Source organism: Citrobacter sp. Cb031, from assembly GCF_030336725.1.
Taxonomy (GTDB): Bacteria; Pseudomonadota; Gammaproteobacteria; order Enterobacterales; family Enterobacteriaceae; genus Citrobacter; species Citrobacter braakii.
Map to the genome: position 1 here is coordinate 385,138 of NZ_JAOWDA010000019.1, position 21,136 is coordinate 406,273.

Below are 21,136 nucleotides of genomic sequence, written 5' to 3' on the forward strand. Positions count from 1 at the left end.
TTCCCCGGAGCAGGCTCTTAATGCGCTTGGTCGTCGTTTACCGAAGACTGCAATGCGCGGGCAAAAGAGTTGGCAATCGCCTGGCGCTGGGCCGGAGCGATGCTTGTATTGATAAGGTTAGTCACCATATTTCCCAGTACCATCAGGGAAAGGTCGGTCGGCACCTTATGTTTTTCCAGTACGTTGAGCATCTCATTCAGCAGTTGTTCAACGTGTTCGTCACTATAGCGGGAAATTTGTGGCATAAATCGAAATCAGTCTGTTCATGAAAGGGCAACATATTACCGTACAGACAGTTTTTTTTCTGCTTTTTTATCTTCTATTGCGTCACTGCCCGGCAGGTGGTTGAATACCGCCCGGTCTAAAAGGAGAGTTTATCATGAGTCTGGATATCAACCAGATTGCCCTGCACCAGCTTATCAAACGTGACGAGCAGAACCTTGAGCTGGTCTTGCGCGATTCATTACTGGAACCGACAGCGACCGTTGTCGATATGATGGCTGAGTTGCATCGGGTGTACAGCGCCAAGAATAAAGCTTATGGCCTGTTTAGCGCAGAGAGTGAACTGGCGCAAACGCTGCGTTTACAGCGTCAGGGCGAAGAGGATTTTCTGGCCTTTAGTCGTGCAGCGACTGGGCGCTTGCGAGACGAACTGGCGAAATATCCTTTTGCTGATGGCGGCATTGTCCTGTTCTGCCATTACCGCTATCTGGCGGTAGAGTATCTGCTGGTCGCCGTGCTGAACAATTTAAGCAGTATGCGCGTCAATGAAAATCTGGATATCAACCCGACGCACTATCTGGATATCAATCATGCGGATATCGTGGCGCGTATTGATTTAACCGAGTGGGAAACCAACCCGGAGTCCACGCGCTATCTGACGTTCCTGAAAGGACGGGTAGGGCGCAAAGTCGCCGATTTCTTTATGGACTTCCTGGGCGCCAGCGAGGGGCTTAACGCCAAAGCGCAAAACCGCGGCCTGTTGCAGGCGGTCGATGACTTTACCGCCGAGGCGCAACTCGATAAAGCTGAACGCCAGAACGTGCGTCAGCAGGTGTACAGCTACTGCAACGAGCAACTGCAGGCCGGTGAAGAGATCGAGTTGGAGTCGCTGTCCAAAGAGCTTTCCGGCGTCAGTGAAGTCAGCTTCAGCGAATTTACCGCTGATAAAGGCTACGAACTGGAAGAGAGCTTCCCGGCAGATCGCAGCACGCTGCGCCAGTTAACCAAATTTGCCGGAAGCGGCGGCGGGTTAACCATCAACTTCGACGCCATGTTACTGGGTGAGCGTATTTTCTGGGATCCAGCCACAGATACTTTGACCATCAAAGGTACGCCGCCGAACCTGCGCGATCAGCTACAGCGTCGTACCTCGGGCGGGAAATAAAGCCGTTTGCCGGATGGGGGCGTTAACGCCTTATCCGGCTTGCGTGAGTCATCTTTACCGCCAACAAAATCCCATAAAAAAACCCCGCCGAGGCGGGGTTTTTCTTCAACTTGTAGGCGATTACGCGCGAACGAAGTCGATGTGTGCCAGCTTCGGCTTGAACGGGTGACGCTGTACAGCCTGAGCTTTAACTTTCACTTCTTTACCGTCAACAACGATGGTCAGAACTTCGCTGTAGAATTCAGCTTTAGCTTGCATGTTCATAACTGCATCGTGATCCAGTTCGATAGCAACCGGGGCTTCTGCGCCACCATAGATGATTGCCGGGAACTTGTTAGCGGCACGCAGGCGGCGGCTCGCACCCTTACCCTGCTCTTTACGTACTTCAGCGTTGATAGTAAACATTTAAATCTCTCTTTTATAATTCCTGCTACAGGCGACCCAGCAACAGGTAAGTGATCTGCTTTGCGTATGCAAAAGCGGGCGAGATTCTATACTTAAACGGCTGGTACATCAATCAAAAGTACGATTAACCGCGTAATTCATGTGCCCGACGATAGCGTCCTTCATAATCGAAGACCTTTTCACGGACCTGCCAGTACTGACCTTTCATGCGCGCCACCACGAAATCAGGATGACGTAACAGCGCCTGCTGGGCGAGGATATCGGCGGCGGTTATCCAGCGTAAGGGAATGCCGGGCGTTCGGGTGTGCGGGCGAATAAACAGTTGCTCGAAAGCCGTACGCTGCGCGGGAGTATGCAGGCGAAAGCGTTCGCTAACGTCGGCACCATCTTCATCGTAATAGGTGATTTTTAGCCATTCGCCTTTTTCATCCTGGCCGTTTTGTAACACCATGCCGCTACAGCGCAGGACCAGCGCATCTTTGAGCCTGAGCGCGGCTTTCAGCATGTCATCCGGGTCAACCAGCACCGTGTCGCACTCCCGGCAACGGCGGGCGGCGATATCATTTTCCGCGTTGCATTGTGGGCAGTTTTTAAAACGAAAACGAAAATCGCACTGTTCGCGATGGCCGTCATCATCTTCAAACCACCCCTGACAGCGGCGGCCAAAGTGTTCAATCAGCGTGCCGTCTGCCGTTGTTTTGCCCCAGAAGGTGTTTGCAAACCCGCAGGCGGGACAGAACACCTGCACCGGAACGTTATCGCTTTTCCCTTTCGGCGCACCCACTTCCGGCGCGTAAAGATCGTGCGGGTTACCGGCATAATCGAGGATCAGACAGTCGGTTTTACCCGGTGCCAGGCGCAGGCCGCGACCAACAATTTGTTGGTAAAGGCTAACTGACTCCGTCGGGCGCAGAATGGCGATAAGGTCGACGTGCGGGGCATCGAAGCCAGTGGTCAGGACCGACACATTCACCAGATAGCGAAAGCGCTGGGCTTTGAACTTTTCAATCAGCACATCACGCTCAGCGCCAGGCGTGTCTCCGGTGATTAGCGCGGCATCGTCAGCAGGCAGCAGGCCCAGAATTTCTTTGGCGTGCTCCACTGTGGCGGCGAAAATCATCACCCCTTTGCGCGTCTGGGCAAACTCGACAATCTGGCTGATGATATGCGGCGTTATTCGCTGCTGCTTTTTCAGTTCCTGATTCAGATCTGTTTCGCTAAACAGGCCGTTACTCTGCGCCTGCAGGCGGCTGAAGTCATACTGCACTACCGGCATGTCGAGGCGTTCTGGCGGCGTCAGGTAGCCGTGTTTAATCATGTAACGCAACGGTAATTCATAAATGCAGTCACGAAACAGCGCTTTTTCATCGCCGCGCACCATACCGTGATAATGAAAGTGATAAATCCAGCCTTTGCCCAAACGAAAAGGAGTGGCAGTAAGCCCGAGCAGGCGTAAGTGGGGATTTACTTTGGTCAGGTGAGTGAGGATTTGCTGATATTGACTCTCGTCATCATCACCAATACGGTGACATTCATCGACGATAAGCAGCGAGAACTCTCCCTGAAAGGCGTCAAGATTACGCGCCACCGACTGTACGCTGCCAAATACCACTTTCCCATGGCTCTCTTTACGCTTCAGACCTGCGGCAAAAATATCGGCTTCCAGCCCCAGCGCGCGATATTTGGCATGGTTTTGCGCGACCAGTTCTTTAACGTGCGCCAGTATCAGTACGCGACCACGCGCCACGCGGGCCAGTTCAGCAATCACCAGGCTTTTTCCCGCACCGGTTGGCAGGACGATAACCGCTGGCGTGCGATGGTGGCGGAAATGGTTGAGCGTGGCATCCACGGCTTCTTTTTGGTACGGGCGAAGAGTAAAAATCATGGGCTCATTAAGGTAAGCAGCAACAATGTATAGTATGCCATGAATCATTTCCCTTGAGGGATGGTGTAACGCCGCTATACTGGGCGGATAATCGTCCCACTTTTCGGGCGCAATCCCGCTTCTTGTTTTTTACAGGCAAAAATCACACTCATGCGACTTGATAAATTTATCGCTCAGCAACTCGGCGTCAGCCGCGCTATTGCCGGGCGTGAGATCCGTGCTAACCGCGTTACCGTCGACGGTGAAATCGTCAAAAACAGTGCCTTTAAGCTGCTGCCAGAACACGACGTAGAATATGACGGCAATTCCCTGATTCAACAAAATGGCCCGCGCTATTTTATGCTGAATAAACCTCAGGGTTATGTTTGCTCAACGGATGACCCGGATCACCCGACAGTGCTCTATTTCCTTGATGAGCCGGTTGCCTACAAACTGCATGCGGCAGGGCGCCTGGATATCGACACCACCGGACTGGTGCTGATGACCGATGACGGACAGTGGTCGCATCGCATCACTTCGCCACGTCACCATTGTGAGAAAACCTATCTGGTAACGCTGGAGTCGCCGGTGGCAGATGACACCGCCGAACAGTTTGCCCATGGCGTACAACTGCATAATGAGAAAGACCTGACCAAACCGGCCGTGCTGGACGTCATTACGCCAACTCAGGTGCGATTGACCATCAGCGAAGGGCGCTATCATCAGGTTAAACGTATGTTTGCCGCCGTCGGTAACCACGTTGTGGAACTGCACCGTGAACGGATTGGTGACATCAAGCTTGATGAGGATCTGGAGCCGGGTGAATACCGTCCATTGACCGAAGAAGAAATCGCCAGCGTTAACTTAACCCCGCGTTAATTTCAGGAGCTAAATGTGACCACCCGGCAGAACTCGTCAATTGCCATTGTCTTTATCCTTGGCTTGTTAGCCATGCTGATGCCGTTGTCGATTGATATGTATCTTCCGGCACTACCTGTTATCTCTGAACAGTTTGGTGTGCCTGCAGGTAGCGCGCAGATGACCCTCAGTACCTATATTCTTGGGTTCGCGGTGGGGCAGTTACTCTATGGTCCAATGGCTGACAGCATTGGGCGCAAGCCGGTGATTCTGGGCGGGACGCTGGTGTTTGCGGCGGCGGCAGTTGCCTGTGCGCTGGCACAAACTATCGATCAACTGATCGTGATGCGTTTCTTCCATGGTCTGGCTGCGGCTGCGGCGAGCGTGGTTATCAACGCCCTGATGCGCGATATCTATCCGAAGGAAGAGTTTTCGCGCATGATGTCATTTGTCATGCTGGTCACGACAATTGCACCCTTACTGGCACCCATCGTGGGCGGCTGGGTATTGGTATGGCTGAGCTGGCACTACATCTTTTGGATCCTCGCCGTGGCGGCTATTCTGGCGTCGGTGATGATCTTTACGCTTATCAAAGAGACCTTGCCAGTTGAGCGCCGCCAGCCGTTTCGCTTGCGTACTACTCTCGGCAACTTTGCCTCGCTGTTTCGCCACAAGCGTGTACTGAGCTATATGCTGGCCAGTGGGTTTAGTTTTGCCGGGATGTTCTCGTTCCTGAGCGCCGGACCTTTTGTTTACATTGAGATTAACCACGTTTCACCGCAGCATTTCGGCTATTACTTCGCTCTGAACATTGTTTTCCTGTTCGTGATGACCATCATCAACAGCCGCTTTGTTCGTCGGGTTGGGGCGTTGAATATGTTCCGTACTGGCCTGTGGATCCAATTCGTGATGGCGGGCTGGATGGTCTTTAGCGCGCTGTTCGGGGTTGGTTTCTGGGCGCTGGTGATGGGCGTTGCGGCGTTTGTTGGCTGCGTGTCGATGGTGTCATCCAACGCCATGGCGGTCATTCTGGATGAATTTCCGCATATGGCGGGAACGGCGTCATCGCTGGCAGGGACGTTCCGTTTTGGCATTGGTGCCATCGTTGGGGCGCTGCTGTCACTGGCGACTTTTAACTCGGCCTGGCCGATGATCTGGTCGATAGCGTTTTGCGCTACCTGCTCAATTCTCTTCTATCTCTACGCCAGCCGCGCCAAAAAACGGTGATCTATTACACAACCTGGGGGCGATAGGGCCTCCAGAGTTGATGTACATCAACCGAAAATCTATCAACTTCCCCGCTTATGTTTATTTTATGTAAAATCAATTTATGTAAAAAGTCACATCATTGTAGTTAAAAAGGTTGAGTTAGATCGCAGAAACGAGTACATATAGCGCGGAAATATGCCAGAACCGTTGAATAAATTTAAATATTTGGTTCGGAAAGTGGCATAAAGTCAGGGTGTAAACGTTTACGAACTGTTTAAAGACGTATTGTCAATGATGTGTTAATATTGATGTAAAATAATTGTGAAGTGATTGTACTTCCAGGGAAAGAAAGTGATGACATTACAACTCTCAATCGTTCATCGTCTGCCACAGTGCTATCGTTGGTCGGTGGGTTTCGCAGGTTCAAAGGTTGAACCGATTCCGCAAAACGGTCAGAGCAATGAGAACAGCCTGGTGGCGCTCAAATTGCTTAGCCCTGATGGTGACAGCGCGTGGTCAGTCATGCATAAACTCAGCCAGGCCCTCAGCGACATTGAGGTACCTTGTTCCGTGTTGGAATGCGAAGGGGAGCCGTGCCTGTTTGTGAATCGTCAGGATGAATTTGCCGCGACCTGCAGACTGAAAAATTTCGGCGTGGCCATCGCAGAGCCGTTTTCAAATAACAATCCGTTTTGAGCGTCAGCTTAGCGCGAGCAGCTGACGCGTATATGCCTGCTGTGGCGCATTAAATACGTGCTCGCATTGTCCTTGCTCCACGACCTCTCCCTGCCTTAGCACAATAACCTGATGGCATAACGCGCGTACTACGTGCAAATCATGGCTGATAAAGATATAAGCCAGGCGATGCTTTTCCTGTAAAGACTTTAATAACGTCAGGATTTGCGCCTGTACGGTTCTGTCGAGCGACGATGTTGGTTCATCCAGAATGATCAGGGAAGGCTTGAGAATCAAGGCTCTGGCAATGGCTATGCGTTGACGTTGACCGCCTGAAAACTCCGCCGGGTAACGATGCCGCGTTTCGCTATCCAGTCCCACTTCCGCCATTACCGCTTTCACCTGCGCTTCGCGCTGCTCGGCTGACAGGGTTGGCTGATGAACGCGCAGTCCCTCCTCAATAATCTGTAGCACGCTCAGGCGCGGGTTCAGCGAGGAGTTGGGATCCTGAAAAACGACCTGAATGCGGTGACGTACCGGTAACAGCTGGCGGCGATTTAAGGTATGCAGCGCCAGGCCATCGAACACAATGCTTCCCTGTGAGGTGATTAACCTCAGTAGCGCCAGCCCGGTAGTGCTTTTCCCCGATCCTGACTCCCCGACCAGGCCCAGCGTTTCACCGGGTCGGAGGGAAAAACTGACGTTGTTAACCACAACGTTATGGTCCACCACGCGCTTCAGGATACCTTTACGGATGGGGAAGGCGACGCAGAGTTTTTCCACTTCCAGCAATGGAGCTTGCCCGGCAGGTACAGGCACCGGATCGCCGGAAGGTTCGCTGTTTAACAATTTCTGCGTGTAGGGATGTGTTGGCGCAGTGAGCAGCTGTGCTGCTCGATTTTGCTCAACGCACTGGCCGTTTTGCATCACCGCAACGGTATCGGCCAGTTTTTTCACAATGCTGAGGTTATGGGTGATAAACAGTAATCCCATGTTCAGCTCGCGCTGTAGCTCCCGCAGCAGTTGCAGGATTTGCGCCTGTACGGAGACATCCAGCGCGGTGGTCGGTTCATCGGCAATAAGCAGCTCCGGTCGCGTAAGCAGCGCCATGGCGATCATTACGCGCTGGCGTTCGCCGCCGGACAGTTGGTGCGGATAGTCTGCAAGACGTTTGGCCGCCTGACGGATGCCGACCCGATCCAGACAGGTCAGTATTTCTGCCCGCGCGGCCTCCCGACGCATTCCCCGATGCAGCGACAGCACTTCATACAGCTGTTTTTCCAGGTTGTGAAGCGGGTTTAGCGACACCATTGGTTCCTGGAAAATCATGGCGATTTTATTCCCGCGAACGCCGCGAAGCGTCTGCTCATCGGCATGAAGCAATGATTCACCATGAAAACGGATGTCGCCGGAAAGGTAGACTGCGGGAGGGGTCGGTAATAACCGTAGAATAGAAAGTGCGGTCACGCTTTTACCCGAACCGGACTCGCCCACCAGCGCCAGAGTTTGCCCGGCTTCAACCCTCAGTGAGAGGGTATTGACCACGGTGCGCACGGTCTCCTGTTGGCGAAAACCTACCGATAAATTTTCAATAGCTAACAGTGGTTGTGTCATCTTAAATCGCCTTGTTGGGATCGAACGCGTCGCGTACCGCTTCACCAATAAATATCAGTAGCGATAATAGCAGGGCAACGGAGATGAACGCGGTGATGCCAAGCCACGGTGCCTGCAGGTTGTTTTTACCCTGTAACAGGAGTTCTCCCAGCGACGGCGAGCCAAGCGGTAAGCCGAAGCCAAGAAAATCCAGCGAGGTCAGAGTGGTGATCGAGGCGCATAATATAAACGGTAAAAAGGTCAGAGCGGCGACCATCGCATTGGGCAGCATATGGCGCAGAATAATACTGTGATCGCTCACGCCGAGCGCCTGAGCGGCACGAATGTAATCAAAGTTTCGGGTACGTAAAAATTCCGCGCGTACCACGCCAACCAGGCTCATCCAGCCAAACAGCACGGTAATGCCCAGTAGCCACCAGAAGTTTGGCTGGACCACGCTCGACAGCAGTATGATCAAAAACAGCGTTGGCATACCTGACCAAACCTCAATGAATCGTTGCCCCCACAGATCCACCTTACCGCCATAATAGCCCTGGATTGCGCCAGCCATGATCCCCATCACGCTGGAGCACAGGGTTAGCATTAATCCGAACAGGACAGAAATACGTGTGCCGTAGAGGATCCGTGCCAGCACATCACCACCGTTGGCGTCCGTTCCCAGCCAGTTTTGTGCAGAAGGCGGGGAAGGGAAGGGCTTATCAGTGGCAAAGTTAATGCTGGTGGCTCCAAAGCGTATCGGTGCCCACAGGATCCAGCCCCGGTTTTCCAGGCGCTGCTGTAACCACGGATCCTGATAATCAGCCTGGGTCGCCAATGGTCCGCCGAAGTCGCTTTCACTGTAGTTTTTGAACAGGGGGAAATACCAGCTATTGTCGTAGCGCACCAGTAGCGGCTTATCATTGGCAATCAGTTCTGAACACAGGCTAAGGCCAAAGAGCAGTAGAAAAATCCACAGCGACCAATAGCCGCGACGGTTATGGCGAAAACGCGCCCAGCGGGCCTGATTGACGGGGCTTAATCGCGACATTAGCGTCCCTCAAAATCAATACGGGGATCGACCAGCGTGTAGCTGATGTCGCTGAGGATATTCAGCAGCAGACCGATCAGGGTGAAGATATAGAGCGTGCCAAACATTACCGGGTAGTCACGTGATACGGTGGATTCATAACCCAGTAGTCCCAGACCGTTAAGCGAAAACATCACTTCAATCAGCAGCGAACCGGTAAAAAACATGCTGATAAACGTTGCCGGGAAGCCAGCGATTACCAGCAACATGGCATTGCGAAACACATGTTTCCACAGAATGTTTTTCTCGCTGACCCCTTTGGCGCGCGCGGTGACGACATACTGTTTGCGTACCTCATCCAGAAATGAGTTTTTGGTCAGCATGGTTAGCGCGGCAAAACCCCCAACCACCGTCGCCAGCACTGGCAGGGTAATATGCCAAAGGTAGTCGGTCACTTTCTGATACCAGGGCAGGGAATCAAAATTGGCGGAAACCAGTCCGCGAAGCGGGAACAGGTCGTAATAGCTGCCCCCGGCAAAAAAGACAATCAGTAAAATCGCAAACAGAAAAGCCGGTATGGCATAGCCAATAATAATGAATGCGCTGCTCCAGACATCAAATCGGCTGCCGTTGTGAACGGCTTTGCGGATCCCAAGCGGTATCGACACCAGATAGATAATGAGCGTACTCCATAGCCCCAGCGTGACGGAAACAGGCAGGCTGTCTTTGATAAGCGTCAGCACTGAGGCGCTACGAAACAGGCTGTCGCCGAAATCGAAACGAATATAGTCCCAGAGCATTTTAAAATAACGCTCATGAATGGGCTTATCGAACCCGTAACGGCGAGTGATTTCGGCGATCACTTCCGGGTCAAGACCACGGCCACCTCGGTAATTACTGTCGCTGATATTGCCTACGCCGGTTTGCGCGTGGCTGGCGCGAATGCCTTCGCTACCCGCGCCGGGTAATGCCCCGCTTTGTCCGAACTCAATAGCGGCGACGGCCTGCTCAACCGGACCACCGGGGGCAATCTGCACGATAAAAAAGTTGATGGTGATGATGGCCCAAAGCGTTGGGATCACCAGTAGCAGACGTCGAATCAGATAAGCGCCCATTTATTCTCCCTGCCGTCTGGCTGCTGGCAGTTTCGCCGCTTTGTTAACGTCATACCACCAGTTGTCGAGACCAATGGTATAAATGGGGCGAATAGCTGGATGCGAAAACTTATCCCACCAGGCGATGCGATCCTCTGCCATAAACCACATCGGCAACATGTAGTAGTTCCAGGTTAATACCCTGTCCAGTGCCCGACCGAGTGGGATTAGTTTGGCTTTATCACCCTGCGCCGCGATGATTTGGTTGATCAGTCTATCAATCACCGGGCTTTGCACGCCCGGGGCGTTATAGCTGGAGTCAATATATTCAGAGGCCCAGAGAATTTGCAGGTCCGAACTTGGCCATGGCATTGCGCGATACAATCTCGGCATCATGTCATAGTCACGACTGCGCAGCCGGTTTGTGATTTGTGAGTTATCAACCTGGCGGATGTTCATTGTAATGCCTAAGCGCTGCAGGTTGTGCTGGAACGGCAGCACCCACTGACTGTTACTGCCCGCCGGGAGCAACAGTTCAAAGCTCAGGGGTTTACCGTTGGCGCTGTTTACGCGCTGTTGTCCCTTAAGTACCCATCCGGCCTGCTCCAGTAAGGCATCGGCTTTCAACAGGTTGTCACGATCGTAGCCATCGCCTTTTGATTTCGGCGGCTGATAAATTTGGCTGAAGACCTCAGGAGGGAGATCTTTTTTCAAGGGCGCAAGTATCACCAGTTCATCCGCATCGGGGTAATTTTTAGCGGCATACTCGGTATTCTGAAAATAGCTGTTGGTCCGGCTCCAGGCGTTATAGAACAGAGCTTTATTCATCCATTCAAAATCAAAGGCCAGGGTGATGGCTTCTCGCACCCGTCGGTCGCTGAACACCGGGCGCTGAATATTAAACGCCAGCCAACGGGTATCCTGGGCGGATTCGTTTTTTTGCTCATCTTTGATGATGTAATGATTCGCGAAATTTTTACCGGTATAACGTGTCGCCCAGTTTTTGGCATCGTTTTCAAGACGCAGGTCAAACGCTCCGGCCTTAAACGCTTCAAAGGCGACGTTGTCATCCAGATAGTAGTCGTAGCGGATGGTATCAAAGTTCCAGCGGCCACGGTTGACGGGCAGATTAGCGGCCCAATAATCGTTGACGCGCGAATAGACAATGTACTGACCCATCTTCCATTTCGTGATGCGATAAGGACCGCTGGCGAGCGGAGGCGATGATAAGGGATCGCTGAGCTTATGATCTTTCCAGTACTTCTCTGGCATCACGGGTAATGAAAACAGGCTGAGCATGTCCTCTTTACCCGGTTTGGCTAATTCAATACGTACGGTTAATGGCGCGATCGCTTTTACCGTTGTTCCCTTGTAGACCAGGCGAAATTGCGGCACGCCTTCAGTCATAAATTTGTGGAAGGTGAATGCGACATCGCTGGCGGTAATGGGGGAGCCATCGTGAAAACGCGCTCGCGGATTGATGGCGATTTCTACCCAGGAATAGTCATCAGCATAGCGTGCGCTGTCGGCGATGAGCGGATAATAGCTGCCAGGTTCATCGTCAGAGGTAGTAAACAGCGTATCGTAAAGCGTTTCGGTACGTGCTCCGGGATTACCGCGCATCGCATAGCGGTTGAAGTTATCGAATGTGCCGATGGCGGAGAGGGTGATTTGCCCGCCTTTGGGGGCCGCAGGGTTGACGTAATCAAAGTGATTAAAGTTAAACGCGTACTTTGGTTCGCCCAGTACGGCAAAAGCATAGCTTTCTTTGATGGACTGCGCCTCGGCGCTAAACCCGATGAGGGCGATAAACAGCAGCAATACGCGAGGGATCATTAAAAGCGATTTCCTTTTCCTGCCACAACCCGACGGGCATCATGCCTGAAAGATAAGGGATGTGGCGGCGAGTGAGAGTATATGATTCGCATACTGCGATCACCACGTCGGCTTATTGGGCTGCGCCATCCAACGCACGAAATCAGCAAGTTTTAATGGTCGGCTAATCCAGTATCCCTGGAAAAAATGCACTCCACGATCGCGCAGCCAACGGGCTTGCTCAGGCGTTTCAACCCCTTCAGCCACCGTCAGCATATTAAGACGCTTAGAGAGTGTCAACACGGCGTCCAGAACCGGAGAGGTCAGGGTCTCTGTTCCAATGGCGTTAATAAACCCGCGATCGATTTTCAGGTAGTCAACGGTAAAGCGTTCCAGATAAATCAGCGCGCTATGACCGGTGCCAAAATCATCAATGGCAATTTCAAAACCTGCGGAATGAAGCCATTCAAAAAGCTTTGTGGCCTCGTGTTGATTAAGCATATCCCGTTCGGTGATTTCCAGCACCATCTGGAAATGGTTTGCGGGAAGCGAGGCCTGCAGGTGATGAATGTCGTCTTTAAACGTCTCGCCGTGCAGATGCGTTGGCGCGATATTGATCCCCAATTTTGCACCAGCGGGTAACACTTTTTGCAGCATCGGTGCGTCCTGGGCTATCAACTTAAAGAGATGCTGGGTCAGCGGGACAATCATTTTCTGGGATTCGGCGTAGTGAATAAAAGCATCCGGTGGGATCTCACCCGTTGTCGGATGATTCCAGCGTAATAACACCTCTACACCTTTCACCTCCAGTGTCTGCACCTCTACCACGGGTTGGTACACCACATAAAACTGGTTATGTTTTATAGCGTTGAGGATATCTTTGCCCGGACGTAAACGGATGGTGTAGATGTAGTACCAGAGAAGAAGCGCAGCAATAATCCCCGCCATGCATCCCAACATAATCGAATACCAGATGTCGGTATAGGTCCACTCATCGGCATATAAACGAATCTGTAGCGGAATACCTTCCAGGGTCGCCTGCCGCCAGTGAGAGTGGGGCAGAGCGGAGGCATCAATAATCCGTGATGAAAATGTTGAAATCGCGTTATCACCGACGACTATGGCAATGCCATTAAAATCATCCTGTCGGGCGGTATAAAGCAGGTAAGGGGCCAGATTAATATTCAGTGAGGTAAACACGCCGCTATCAGTGAACGATGGGTTCCGGTGCCAAATCATTATCGCTGGCTTGTTCGGCATCATGGGCGTACCGGGGAGTAATTCCACATCAATATTTCTGCTGATATCGAGGCTTGGGACCAGATCTAAAATCGGGGTGAACATTGCGCCCGTTGCGGAGGAGCAGAAAGCAATGCCGTTTTTGACCAGTAAAAATGCGCGAACGTTGAGGCTAAAGGCCGCGCTGGAGGTCAGTTGAGCAGCGACTTGTTGGCAACTGTTGGCGACCAGTGGCTGGAGGTCATCTGTGGTGGATTTGAGATCGGCGAAGTAGCTGCTGACATAATTCTGGATATCGGAAAGGAGCGTGTCGTACTTAATGTCTCGTTTATGCCAGGTCACGAAAAATTGCAGGGTACTCACCAGGAGCGCGACGATAAGCCCCGTTAACATACAGGAAAGCAGGATTTTCTGATTGGATGAAGAGGAGCGTTTAAACATAGTTCCTTATGTTTACCTGAGTTAACCGCTTATTCTGTATGAATATAACCTGAAATGACCCACCTTGTGAGATTTTTCTTAGTCACAAGACAAAGCCAAAAAAAAGCACCGCCGAAGCAGTGCTTTTCAAAATGTCTCATCAGGATAGCCAAGGGATAGCTGCCAAACGAAATTAACTGCGGCTCAGGACCCGGCGAGCTTCGTTGTAACGTTTTTTCCAGTAAGGTTCGTTCATGCTGGAAATGATAACGCCGCTGCTGGTCGAGGCGTGTACAAACTGGTTGTTGCCGATATAAATACCGATGTGACGGCCAGTGGAGCCAGCACGGAACAGAACCAGATCGCCTGTGCGCAGGTTAGTGCGCGAAACGGATTTACCCGTTTCCTGTTGTTCGTAGGTTGAGCGAGGAAGCTCTAAACCAAATTGCTCGCGGAACGTACGTTGTACGAAGCTTGAACAATCAATGCCTTTTTTGGTGCTGCCGCCAAGGCGGTAACGCACGCCTTTCCAGTCAGCATACTGGTCCATAATACGTGATTTAACATCGATATTACGGACCATATTTTCAAATTCATCCTGAGAGGCTTGCAGTGAAGAGTTATCTCCATTGCCCACAGCATGCGTCTCAGAATGCATATTCCTGGCGGTGTTCGTTGTGCTACATGCAGAAAGCAGAACCGCAACTGCTATCGCGGGTATGCCCCGCAAGATATATCTCAAAATCGGTTGAGATTTGACCATTTTGTTTGTTTTCCCTTGAAGTCCTTAACGATAAATATCGTTATAAAAAATGCCAAACGTGACGAGACTAATTACCATCGCACGATGAGACAATTCTTTAAGGTCAAATCTGTGGCAGAACGCACAAATTTATTCCTGAAGAGAATAATTATCCCGCGAGGCAAAACGAGTTCGAGATTACCCGATCGGTCCGGTCATTGCGAGTGAATTTACGTGATTTCTTATAAGAAAAATTGATACAGAAAGTGAATAACCGGCATTGCCTAAATTAAGAACAATCGGGATAAAAAAGACGCAACCCAATCATTTTAAAGATGAATAAGATGACGAGAGAATGACAGCCAGAATGATGAAATATCGACAAGCATCATCAGGGAATCAGAGTTTTCCCTGATGATGTTAATTACTCTGCGTTATTTGTTTAAAAAATGTTTGTTTTTACCGGGCAGATAATTCGCAAACAGAGTGACTAATCGGTCGCTTAACGGTGTCATTAGCCACCAGGGAAGACCAATCAAGACGACAGTCATGGAACCGATCACGATATCGGTGAGCCAGTGAGCGCCAATCATTATGCGTGGAAAGGCAAAAACCACAGCGATAATAAGGCCGATTATTCCGGCGACTTTTCCGAAATAACGCAGCATAAATGCGGAAAAAATAAGCAGCATCATACCGTGATCGCCGGGGAAACTGTCTCTGGACGCATCTTTAGTCGGAATATGCAGCAGTTCGCTGACGCGATAAATATTATCCAGCATCAGAGTAGGGCTGGCGCGTTTAACGGGTATAAGCGCCTGGCCTAACTGATTTAATACCACTGCGGTGAGCAGCATAACCAGGCCAATAGCGACAATGCGTCGGCGACCTTCCGACGTTTCTTTCAGCCAAAAATGCAGCATCAAGGCGCCCATTGCCAGCAATGAGCACCCATCAAATGCCCGGTTATTGGTGATAGCAACAATCCACAAGAACAGCGGGCTTTCCACCAGTTTCTGGTTAAAGAAGCGGAAAACACCCGTATCCAATGAAGACCAGATCCCATGTCCGGCAGGAAGATACCAGGACAGAAACAGCGCCAGTCCCGCAATATTGAGTAGGAGAATAAGAGGGTATCGGGTTTTCATCATCGTTTACCATTGCTATAAAAACGAAGGCAACCTTACGCGTTAGCGTCTAAACGAAGTCTCAACAATGCACTCTGTAGCGTATTCCAGTCGGTCTCGGTATCGGCGATGAGTTCAATACGGCTATCCGGTGGCGCGACGTTTTGCGTCTCAATATGCCAGTCGTCTCCCTGGCGGTTAATGCGCACCAGCCCTTCCTTTATACGCATGACACCTTTCACGCGCCCCACGGGGGCAAGACGAGACCATTCCAGCAGACCGATGGTATCGAACACCGTATCGGCGTCAAAAATCCAACCGCAGGCCTGATGGCCCTGGCCGCTGTTCAGGCTGCGCCGCCAGCGCTGCTGTGACGGCAGACTCAATGCCGCCAGTCCCTTTTTGTCTGCATGGCTATGGGCGTGCTCTGCGCTTGCAGGAAGCTCTGCCAGGTTTAGTCGGGGTAAATCCAGTAACTGCCCGTCAATTTGCCCATGGTCGGCATGAACCAACTGGCGATTGCCGCCGTAGTGTTGCCACCAGGTTTGCAAGGCGTTTTCGCTTTCCGCTGTGGCGCGGTCGGCTTTATTGGCAACAATGATATCTGCGGCGGCCAGCTGATCGCGGAAATTGTCATTGGCGACGCTTTTTTCATCCAGTAACAGCCGGGGGTCAAGAATACAGAGGGTCGCGCGCAGATCGATCCACGGTTCGTAAACCGGTGCGGTGAGTAAATCCAGAATTTGTTTAGGGTGTCCGAGGCCAGTGGGTTCAATCAGCAATCGATCGGGTTTTCCCTGACGCAGCAGCGTATTGAGGCCAACCTGCATCGGTAGACCGTTAACGCAGCACATACAGCCGCCGGGGATCTCTTTTAGCAATGCGCCGCTGTCGGCTAACAGGGCGCCATCAATACCTACTTCACCAAACTCATTGACCAGCACGGCCCACTTCTCTGCGGGATCCTTGTTCGCCAATAGATGAAGAATAGAGGTGGTTTTGCCACTGCCGAGAAAACCAGTGATGAGATTGGTTTTAGTCACAATTACTCCAGAATCATAAATTACCGTAATGGCATTTAACAATCCTGGCGAAAAATGGGGAAAAAGAGAAGGGGGGAGGGGACGAAGACGTGCTTCGTCCTGTTTAATGGCAGAAATCGTTAATTTTTTAACGTTTCAATGACAGCCTGATGTGCACCGTATTGGGCAATACGTTGCCAGGCCTGCTGAATGACCGCGACAAACTGCGGATTCTGTACGAGATCGGCGGCGAAAATCTCATGCAGCGAAAGCAGGGCGCTGACGCGTTCTGATTCAGTGCTCTGTGCCACCAGAGCGGCAATTTTCTCACTGAGCGGGTCACGAATATCAATCGTAGCGCCTGAATCATCCACACCGCTCACGTAGCGCATCCAGCCTGCGATGCCGAGCGCCAACAGCGGCCACTCGCTTTGACGTGCTAAATGCACGCGGATCCCTTCCAGCATTCGCTGGGGTAATTTCTGGCTACCATCCATCGCGATTTGCCAGGTTTTGTGTTTCAGCGCCGGATTGGCAAAGCGGTCCAGCAGGCTTAAGGCATACTGGTTTAAATCAACATCGGTAATTTGCAGCGTGGGGGCCTGTTCGGTGAGCATTAGCCGGTAAGCGGCTTCACGAAATGCGCTATCCTGCATACAGTCGCTGATGTGCTGGAATCCGGCCAGATAGCCGAGATAAGCGAGAAACGAATGGCTGCCGTTCAGCATCCGCAGTTTCATTTGTTCCCACGGCAAGACGTTTTCAACCATCTGGACACCCGCGGTTTCCCATTGCGGACGACCACAGACAAAGTTGTCTTCAATCACCCACTGAATAAACGGCTCGCAGCTGATTGCGCAAGGATCGGCAACGCCCAGCTCACGGGCGATTTCAGCCAGCGACTCTTCGGTGGCGGCGGGAACAATCCGATCCACCATAGTACCCGGGAAACTGACGTGTTCCTGGATCCAGTGCGCCAGCTCAGGAGAGCGTTTTTCCGCCATCCCCAGTACGGCATTTTTTATCACATGACCATTGTCCGGGATGTTATCGCAGGAGAGGACGGTAAACGGCTGCAGCCCACGTTCACGTCGGCGGTGCAGCGCTTCAACGATAATACCGGGGGCGGAGTGCGGTTCAGCCGGTGTCTGCAGATCGTGAATAATACGCGCATTAGAGAGATCTAACGAACCCGTTGCCGGATCGATGCAGTAGCCTTTTTCCGTGATGGTTAACGAGACAATCGCGACCTGAGGCTCGCAGAATTTTTCAATAATGGCCGCCAGCGAATCCAGCGTGGCGTTCAGGCATTCGTTAACGGCACCGATAACAATAGGCTGGTTGCCGTTAGCCCCTTTTTCTAACACGGTAAATAAATGATCCTGTTCGCGAAGCTGACGCATCAGCCGATCGCCACTGAACAGGCTAATCTCGCAAATCCCCCAGTCTCCGCCCTGCGCGTTCAGCACCCTGTCGGTTAATAACGCCTGATGGGCGCGATGAAAAGCACCGAAACCAAAATGTACAATCCGCGTTTTTAATTTTTGGCGGTCGTACTGCGGCATCATGACATTTTCCGCCAGTGGCGCTGAGGCAATAGTTTTCATTAAATACACCTGATTAACCATTAATTAACAATGGCAGTATAAAGTTATATGACAGCAAATTGAATTGGTGTGCCTCATTTATCCGGGGAATGTGAGCTGGATCAATCAATGATAGGCCATCTGTTGAACATCTCCGGGATGGCTGTATGGTAGTCGTCATTCAGATAGTTTAATTTGGTATAACAACTTGTGGGGTGAAACAATGGAACAAACCTGGCGTTGGTACGGACCTAACGATCCGGTATCGCTTGATGATGTGCGTCAGGCTGGCGCAACGGGTGTTGTGACCGCCTTGCACCACATTCCCAACGGTGAAGTGTGGCCGGTAGAAGAGATTCAACAGCGTCAGGCTATTCTGGCTGAAAAAGGGCTGACCTGGTCGGTGGTGGAAAGTATTCCTGTCCACGAAGATATCAAAACGCGTTCAGGCCAGTATCAAACGTGGATTGCCAATTATCAGCAAAGTATCCGTAATCTGGCGACCTGCGGCATCGATACCGTGTGCTATAACTTCATGCCGATCCTCGACTGGACACGTACCGATCTCGAATATCAGCTGCCGGACGGCTCCAAAGCGCTACGTTTTGACCAGATTGCTTTTGCGGCCTTCGAACTGCATATTCTTCAGCGCCCAGGCGCCGCAGCGGATTACACCGCAGAAGAACAACGCCAGGCGCTGAATTACTTCAATGCTATGAGCGATGCCGATATCGAAAAGCTGACCCGCAATATCATTGCCGGCCTGCCCGGTGCGGAAGAGGGCTATACGCTGGATCAGTTCCGTGCGCGTCTCGCTGAATATGACGGCATCAGCAAAGACGATCTGCGCGATAATATGGCGGTATTCCTGCGGGCGATTGTGCCTGTGGCGGAAGAAGTCGGCGTGCGTCTGGCTGTCCACCCTGACGATCCGCCGCGTCCGATCCTCGGCCTGCCGCGCATTGTTTCGACTATCGAAGATATGCAGTGGCTGAAAGAAACCGTCGACAGCATCAATAACGGTTTCACCATGTGCACCGGTTCCTACGGCGTGCGCGCCGATAACGATCTGGTGAAAATGATCGAAACCTTTGGCGATCGAATCCACTTCACGCATCTGCGCTCCACCTGCCGTGAAGATAACCCGAAAACCTTCCACGAAGGTGCGCACCTGCAAGGCGATGTGGATATGGTATCGGTGGTTGCTGCCATCCTGAGCGAAGAACAGCGCCGTAAAAAGGCGGGCGATTTGCGTCCTATCCCGATGCGTCCGGATCACGGACACCAGATGCTTGACGACCTGCACAAGAAAACCAACCCAGGCTACTCCGCGATTGGTCGCCTGAAAGGGCTGGCGGAAGTTCGCGGCGTTGAACTGGCGTTAAAACAAACGCAGTTCCGCGATCTGCTGTAAGGTTAACAACAGGGATTGTGCCGCAGGCGCGATCCCTGAAATTCATCAAGGCTGCGCTAGCGCCTGCTCCAGTACCGACAGCACCTTTTTGATCTGCTGTATCTGCAATCCGCCAAACCCGAAAAACATAACAGCATCGCTGTTCTCCCTACGCCATGCGGCTCCTGACCCATTTTCAATATCTGGCAGAGTGTCAAAGCGGATCCCTGCCAGCAGGCAGCGCTGTTGCAGCCTGGCTATCATATCTGGGTGTCTGTCAACGCGTAACGAGAGGTGCAGACCCGCCGTTGCGCCAGCGATTTTCCCTGACGGAAACAGAACAGAAAGGCCATCGCGTAACAGATTGAGGCGCGCCGCATAGTTGCAGGCCAGCTTGCTGATGTGCGAGTAAAACACCTGATTTTGCATTAATTCGGCTAAAAATTGCTGCAATAGCCACTGACTGCCGTTGTTGTTGAGCGCTTTCATATTCTTTACTGCCGGGAGCAGTTCATCAGGACAAATGAGATAGCCAAGACGCGTTCCCGGCCCCAACGTTTTGGAAAATGTCCCCATGTAGATAACCCGGTTGTGATAATCCATAGCTTTCAGTGCAGGAAGGGGGTTCTCGCCATAGGTAAAAACAGCATCGTAGTCGTCTTCAAGGATATAAGCGCCGACGCGCTGCGCCCACGTCAATAATGACTGACGGCGCTCCAGCGAAAGGACGCTTCCCATTGGATACTGGTGAGCCGGAGTCACATAGCAAAGCTGGGTTTCATATTCGGGTAATTTATCTGTTTGCAGCCCGTGGTTATCTACAGCAATTGACGTAATGTCTGCACCGTAATAATTAAACAGATGCCATGCGCCAGAATAGCAAGGGGATTCGGCCACAACGTGGCACTTTTTTTGCTGACTGACGGCATGATGAACAATAAATATTTGACTGAGCAGCGACAATCCTTCCTGAATCCCATTGGTAATGATGATGTTCTCCGCCCGGGTATTAATGCCGCGAGATAAATTAAGGTACCTGGCTAGTTGCTCACGCAGTGAAAATAATCCATTTGATGAATGATATCGGGTAAACAATTGCTCTTTAAGTACGCTTGGCGCGTTATTCCATTTTCGCCAGCTTGCCCAGGGAAAAGCATTGGGATCGGGGACGCCCATCCGGCAGTAGCACTCCCGCCCAGGCTCTGCGTAAACATCGGTAGAGACCCCGGCCGCTTTTGGTGTTACTGGCGGAGAGCCCTGGGGTACGGACACATGCGCTGGGGTTACACGTACAGGCGTGGTGAATATCACCTCATAGCCAATGCCGTGTCGGCTCTTAATTAATCCAGCCGCCACCAGCTTATCATAGGCCATCACCACCGTTATTTTGGCAATGTTCAATGCCTGAGCCTGCTCGCGAATAGAGGGGAGTTTATCTCCACACAGCAAATCCCCCCGCTGAATGGCCTGTAAATAAAATTGAAATATCTGCAACTGCAGCGGAGTCCGGCTTTCTCTATCGAGAGTCAGTTTGAGCATGATAAATTCCTTATTTATAGATGGTAATTATATTACGGACTTCTGCTCTTTACTATTTGACGAACCTCATAGAGTGGATGCTGTTCCTATAATCTGCCTTCGCTGTCTCTATTTTTGATTTTTATTATCCCTTAGCGTGTC

At 51.6% G+C, this 21,136-nt stretch carries 18 protein-coding genes; 5 read left to right on the plus strand and 13 right to left on the minus strand.

The genetic code is table 11. The annotated features are described in order from the left end of the window. Positions 1-17: 17 nt before the first annotated feature. The gene (locus OGV93_RS03060; protein WP_047500945.1) at positions 18-245 is read right to left on the minus strand and encodes a YejL family protein; all 228 of its coding nucleotides are present in this window, start codon (positions 243-245) and stop codon (positions 18-20) included. Positions 246-379: 134 nt separating this feature from the next. Here OGV93_RS03060 and yejK point away from each other — a divergent pair, with 134 nt between their 5' ends. Further along, complete coding sequence (gene yejK / locus OGV93_RS03065; RefSeq protein WP_016157002.1) at positions 380-1,387, plus strand: nucleoid-associated protein YejK; 1,008 nt, start codon at positions 380-382, stop codon at positions 1,385-1,387. Between the two features lie 120 nt (positions 1,388-1,507). Here the strand turns inward: yejK and rplY are convergent, their stop codons facing one another. Both rplY and radD read right to left on the minus strand, forming a co-directional pair. Continuing rightward, entirely contained in the window at positions 1,508-1,792 is a 285-nt protein-coding gene (gene rplY / locus OGV93_RS03070; RefSeq protein ID WP_016153758.1) for a 50S ribosomal protein L25, read from the minus strand. A gap of 124 nt (positions 1,793-1,916) precedes the next feature. Beyond that, on the minus strand, positions 1,917-3,677 hold the full coding sequence (radD, locus tag OGV93_RS03075) for a DNA repair helicase RadD (RefSeq protein WP_019077249.1): 1,761 nt from the start codon (positions 3,675-3,677) through the stop codon (positions 1,917-1,919). 150 nt (positions 3,678-3,827) lie between these two features. On the opposite strand from radD, the gene rsuA reads away from it, so the two are divergent. The 3 genes from rsuA to OGV93_RS03090 all read left to right on the plus strand — a co-directional run bounded on the left by rsuA (position 3,828) and on the right by OGV93_RS03090 (position 6,419). Then, complete coding sequence (gene rsuA / locus OGV93_RS03080; RefSeq protein WP_047359190.1) at positions 3,828-4,535, plus strand: 16S rRNA pseudouridine(516) synthase RsuA; 708 nt, start codon at positions 3,828-3,830, stop codon at positions 4,533-4,535. 15 nt (positions 4,536-4,550) lie between these two features. Beyond that, positions 4,551-5,741: a Bcr/CflA family multidrug efflux MFS transporter gene (locus OGV93_RS03085; RefSeq protein ID WP_287109352.1), complete on the plus strand. Its 1,191-nt coding sequence runs from the start codon at positions 4,551-4,553 to the stop codon at positions 5,739-5,741. Positions 5,742-6,074: 333 nt separating this feature from the next. After that, entirely contained in the window at positions 6,075-6,419 is a 345-nt protein-coding gene (locus OGV93_RS03090; RefSeq protein ID WP_029139605.1) for a YejG family protein, read from the plus strand. Positions 6,420-6,422: 3 nt separating this feature from the next. Here OGV93_RS03090 and yejF read toward each other — a convergent pair whose 3' ends face one another. The 9 genes from yejF to OGV93_RS03135 all read right to left on the minus strand — a co-directional run bounded on the left by yejF (position 6,423) and on the right by OGV93_RS03135 (position 18,084). Then, complete coding sequence (gene yejF / locus OGV93_RS03095; protein ID WP_047500955.1) at positions 6,423-8,012, minus strand: microcin C ABC transporter ATP-binding protein YejF; 1,590 nt, start codon at positions 8,010-8,012, stop codon at positions 6,423-6,425. A gap of 1 nt (position 8,013) precedes the next feature. Then, positions 8,014-9,039 (minus strand): ABC transporter permease, encoded by a 1,026-nt coding sequence (locus OGV93_RS03100; RefSeq protein WP_287109353.1) that lies wholly within the window; start codon positions 9,037-9,039, stop codon positions 8,014-8,016. Continuing rightward, a complete protein-coding gene (locus tag OGV93_RS03105) occupies positions 9,039-10,133 on the minus strand; it encodes a microcin C ABC transporter permease YejB (protein WP_016153751.1) in 1,095 nt (364 codons plus the stop codon). The genes OGV93_RS03100 and OGV93_RS03105 overlap by 1 nt, the downstream gene beginning before the upstream one ends. Next, positions 10,134-11,948: an extracellular solute-binding protein gene (locus tag OGV93_RS03110; protein ID WP_287109354.1), complete on the minus strand. Its 1,815-nt coding sequence runs from the start codon at positions 11,946-11,948 to the stop codon at positions 10,134-10,136. Between the two features lie 99 nt (positions 11,949-12,047). Then, on the minus strand, positions 12,048-13,607 hold the full coding sequence (locus OGV93_RS03115) for a cyclic di-GMP phosphodiesterase (RefSeq protein WP_016156997.1): 1,560 nt from the start codon (positions 13,605-13,607) through the stop codon (positions 12,048-12,050). Positions 13,608-13,779: 172 nt separating this feature from the next. Continuing rightward, positions 13,780-14,349 (minus strand): bifunctional murein DD-endopeptidase/murein LD-carboxypeptidase, encoded by a 570-nt coding sequence (mepS, locus tag OGV93_RS03120; protein ID WP_287109355.1) that lies wholly within the window; start codon positions 14,347-14,349, stop codon positions 13,780-13,782. A 413-nt stretch (positions 14,350-14,762) separates the two neighbouring features. Further along, positions 14,763-15,476, minus strand: coding sequence for a phosphatase PAP2 family protein (locus OGV93_RS03125; protein WP_046275466.1), 714 nt, complete (start codon positions 15,474-15,476; stop codon positions 14,763-14,765). Positions 15,477-15,511: 35 nt separating this feature from the next. Further along, a complete protein-coding gene (locus OGV93_RS03130; RefSeq protein ID WP_016153747.1) occupies positions 15,512-16,498 on the minus strand; it encodes a CobW family GTP-binding protein in 987 nt (328 codons plus the stop codon). A gap of 119 nt (positions 16,499-16,617) precedes the next feature. Beyond that, a complete protein-coding gene (locus OGV93_RS03135) occupies positions 16,618-18,084 on the minus strand; it encodes a mannitol dehydrogenase family protein (protein WP_287109356.1) in 1,467 nt (488 codons plus the stop codon). Positions 18,085-18,286: 202 nt separating this feature from the next. Here OGV93_RS03135 and uxuA point away from each other — a divergent pair, with 202 nt between their 5' ends. Then, entirely contained in the window at positions 18,287-19,477 is a 1,191-nt protein-coding gene (uxuA, locus tag OGV93_RS03140) for a mannonate dehydratase (RefSeq protein WP_016156994.1), read from the plus strand. A 45-nt stretch (positions 19,478-19,522) separates the two neighbouring features. On the opposite strand, the gene pdxR is transcribed toward uxuA, so the two are convergent. Further along, positions 19,523-20,995, minus strand: a complete 1,473-nt coding sequence (gene pdxR / locus OGV93_RS03145; protein ID WP_046275464.1) for a MocR-like pyridoxine biosynthesis transcription factor PdxR — start codon at positions 20,993-20,995, stop codon at positions 19,523-19,525. Between the last annotated feature and the right edge of the window lie 141 nt (positions 20,996-21,136).

Bases quoted from the DNA above. Each gene is read 5' to 3' on its own strand.
- OGV93_RS03100 (WP_287109353.1), bottom strand. From the start codon at position 9,039: ATGTCGCGATTAAGCCCCGTCAATCAGGCCCGCTGGGCGCGTTTTCGC.
- OGV93_RS03135 (WP_287109356.1), bottom strand. From the start codon at position 18,084: ATGAAAACTATTGCCTCAGCGCCACTGGCGGAAAATGTCATGATGCCG.
- mepS (WP_287109355.1), bottom strand. From the start codon at position 14,349: ATGGTCAAATCTCAACCGATTTTGAGATATATCTTGCGGGGCATACCC.
- OGV93_RS03105 (WP_016153751.1), bottom strand. From the start codon at position 10,133: ATGGGCGCTTATCTGATTCGACGTCTGCTACTGGTGATCCCAACGCTT.
- pdxR (WP_046275464.1), bottom strand. From the start codon at position 20,995: ATGCTCAAACTGACTCTCGATAGAGAAAGCCGGACTCCGCTGCAGTTG.
- rplY (WP_016153758.1), bottom strand. From the start codon at position 1,792: ATGTTTACTATCAACGCTGAAGTACGTAAAGAGCAGGGTAAGGGTGCG.
- OGV93_RS03110 (WP_287109354.1), bottom strand. From the start codon at position 11,948: ATGATCCCTCGCGTATTGCTGCTGTTTATCGCCCTCATCGGGTTTAGC.
- OGV93_RS03125 (WP_046275466.1), bottom strand. From the start codon at position 15,476: ATGAAAACCCGATACCCTCTTATTCTCCTACTCAATATTGCGGGACTG.
- yejK (WP_016157002.1), top strand. From the start codon at position 380: ATGAGTCTGGATATCAACCAGATTGCCCTGCACCAGCTTATCAAACGT.
- OGV93_RS03060 (WP_047500945.1), bottom strand. From the start codon at position 245: ATGCCACAAATTTCCCGCTATAGTGACGAACACGTTGAACAACTGCTG.
- rsuA (WP_047359190.1), top strand. From the start codon at position 3,828: ATGCGACTTGATAAATTTATCGCTCAGCAACTCGGCGTCAGCCGCGCT.
- OGV93_RS03115 (WP_016156997.1), bottom strand. From the start codon at position 13,607: ATGTTTAAACGCTCCTCTTCATCCAATCAGAAAATCCTGCTTTCCTGT.
- radD (WP_019077249.1), bottom strand. From the start codon at position 3,677: ATGATTTTTACTCTTCGCCCGTACCAAAAAGAAGCCGTGGATGCCACG.
- uxuA (WP_016156994.1), top strand. From the start codon at position 18,287: ATGGAACAAACCTGGCGTTGGTACGGACCTAACGATCCGGTATCGCTT.
- yejF (WP_047500955.1), bottom strand. From the start codon at position 8,012: ATGACACAACCACTGTTAGCTATTGAAAATTTATCGGTAGGTTTTCGC.